The organism is Candidatus Deferrimicrobiaceae bacterium (assembly GCA_035256765.1).
Lineage (GTDB): Bacteria > Desulfobacterota > Deferrimicrobia > Deferrimicrobiales > Deferrimicrobiaceae > CSP1-8.
The window spans coordinates 1-2765 of the sequence record DATEXR010000309.1; the positions used below are offsets into that span (position 1 = coordinate 1).

Annotated in this window: 2 protein-coding genes; both read right to left on the reverse strand. The window is 65.9% G+C overall.

Annotation, left to right across the window (positions count from 1 at the left end):
* Nucleotides 1-147: 147 nt before the first annotated feature.
* Nucleotides 148-2550: a hypothetical protein gene (locus VJ307_10775; protein ID HJX74619.1), complete on the reverse strand. Its 2403-nt coding sequence runs from the start codon at nt 2548-2550 to the stop codon at nt 148-150.
* Nucleotides 2540-2765, reverse strand: a 226-nt coding sequence (locus VJ307_10780) for a hypothetical protein (GenBank protein ID HJX74620.1), incomplete at its 5' end; no start/stop codon positions are given. The genes VJ307_10775 and VJ307_10780, both read right to left, overlap by 11 nt.

Sequence of the window (2765 nt, forward strand, 5' to 3'; positions counted from 1 at the left end):
ACCACCTGAAAGCGCATCTGGACCGGATTTTCGATTTCGTGCGGGTCGAGTACGAGATGCTCAACCTGCCGCCCCTTCGGATCTACGAGGCAAGGAAATAACGGCGGGTCGCCCGCTTCCCACCGCCGGAGCCGCGTGCCGCCCCTGTCAGCGGACGGGGAACCCCCCGGTCGCAAGACGGCGGAATACGATCCCGGCCAGCAGATAAAGGACAGCGCCCGCGGCAACGGTGGCGTGGAACCCGATCCAAAGGGCTCCGATCGAGGCGACGGACGCCCCCGCCACGGAGAAGAATCCGTTCACGCCCCACGCATAGGGGATCGCCGGAGAACCCGCCCTGGCCATCCGGGACAGGGCCAGGGGGAACGGCATCCCCATCAGGAAGGCCGCCGGGGCGAGGGTGGCAAGGAAGGCGAAAAACCTCCATCCCGCCCCCTTTTCCAGAAGACAGGGAGTCCCGTGGAAGAGGGCGAGAAACCCCGCCATGGCAAGGATGGCGATCCCCGGGAACACCCATCTCCTCATGGTTTTCGACGACTCTAACTTCCCGGAAACAGCGCTTCCGATTCCCGACAGCAGGGGGAATCCCCCAACGGCCGCCGCGGCCGCCCGGATGGGATCCCCCAAAAGGAGAATTCCGATCTTCAGGAAGGTGAGCTCGATCAGCATGTACCCCAGGCCGAGAGCGGAGAAGTAGGCCGCCACGGGGAGCCCGCCGCCGCTTCCCCCCTCCGGGGTGAACGGAAGGGGAAGCAAAAGGAAGACCGCCGCAAGCGCTACCGACACGGCAAGGGATAACACGAGAAAGACCACCCCCCATTCCACGAAAGGTACCCACTGATCTCCGAGTATCCGCCGAAACTCCGGTAGGGAACGCAAATTGAGGAACCGGTGGAAATACGGGGAGTCGTCGGTGACGGGACGCAGGTCGAAAAGGGAGGCGGCATCGCCTCCGGAGGTCGGCCCCTCCAGGGCGCTGCGCACCGCATTCCGGAAACCCGCTTCTTCCCCGGAGGTCCCGCCCGTCGGGGGCTCCCTCTCCGGCCACACCACCGTGAACCCCGTTTCCCTGCAGAATCGTCCCGCCGCGGCCAGCTCGTCCGGGGAAAACGGAATCTTCCGCGCAACCACGACGAAGGAACCCCATCCCCGGACGACGACGAAACGCCCCGGCGCCGGCAGACCCTCCCGGTCCAACTCCACGCGGATCGTGTTCAGGACCTTCACGCTCTCTCGCGGGGGGGATTTGAGCCACCCGGACACGGCGAGCATCCCGCCGTCGGTCAGTTTCGAGAGGGTGGACCGTATCCCCTCCCGGGTAAGAAGGTAGGTTTCCCCGGTTGCGTGAATTCCGAGGGAGGAAAACGCCAGCGAGGAGACGTCCGCGAGTTCGATGATGTCGAACTTCTCCCTGCTCCGGGCGAGGAAATTCCGCCCCCCTTCTTCCCGGACCTCCACCCGGATCGCCGCAGGCGTCCCGCCGCCGAATTCCGCCAGGTCGTCTTCGATCATCCTCGCCAATTCCGCCGCCGGCTCCACGACCGTTACGGAGGAAGCCCCGTGTTTTGCGGCCATCAGGATCCCCTCCGTCCCCCGGAGGCCGAACTGCGCCACCGCGGGACGGCCCGCCATCCGGTAGGGAAGGGCGGCGGGGAGAAAGCCGAGATAGGAGGGCGGGCTCTTCCCCCCCCCCCGGGGGACGATGCCGCGAAGCTCCCCGTCGGCGAACAGGGCCGCCTGCGGAGGGATCTCCCCCTCGAACCGGAAGCTCAAACCCGGAGCGTTGTGAATTCCCGGGGAGTACACCGCCCGGAAATCCCCGGAGATGCCGTATCGCACGGAAAGCGTCCTCGCCTCCGGAAGCTTTCGCGCGATCGCGAGGTCCTTGTAGGGCGACAGCGACAGGACAACAGGGGGGATCAAAAGGAGCAGCAAGGAGAGGCCTCCGGTGAGGAGGCGTCCCGCCTGGAGACGCCCTCCCGGATGCGCAAGGACGAATGCGGAAGCGAAAAGCCCCAGGACGAGGGAAACGCGCAAAAGCGATTCGGTCGGAACGAGAGAGAATGCCGCGAGGGAGAGAACCGCCCCGGCTGCCGTTCCGGCGAAGCTTGCGGCGTATACCGCTCCCACCCTCCCGAGACCGAAAGAGAGCGGCACCCCGACCGCTGTTCCGGCCAGGAAAAACGGGATGGCGAGGAGGAAGAAAAACAGAGCGAACGAGGTCCAGGAAGAAGGATGCCACAAGAGGAGGAAGGGGTCGAACGGAACATGCTGGGAAAACCGGAACGCAATCTCGTACGAAGGCGCCGCGAGTAGAACCGCCCAGGCGAAGACCTTTTCCGGCTCTTTCGCGATCCGCGGACGCAGCAGGTGGAGGGCGACTCCGGAGGCGCCGAAACCGAGCATCGCCTGGGCGATGACCAGGGGCACGAAATGCGGCCAGAAGCGGACGGAGAGCAGGCGGATCAGGAAGATCTCGTCCGCCATGGCTGCGGCGGAGAGGAAGAACACCGCCGGGACGATCCGGCCATGCGCTGCGTCAGTGCCCAAGGAGGCGCACGAAAACCACCGGGAGGACGTTGCGCTGGGAAAGTGCGCCATCGGCGCCCTTCTCGAGGTACACGAGGTTCTGGGTCAGGAAGGGTCCCCCGACCGGCATGATCATTCTTCCCCCGTTCCGCAGCTGGCTCAGCAGGGGGGGCGGGATGTGGCCCCCCGCGCACGTGACGATGATGGCGTCGAAGGGGGCCTTCTCCTTCCAGCCG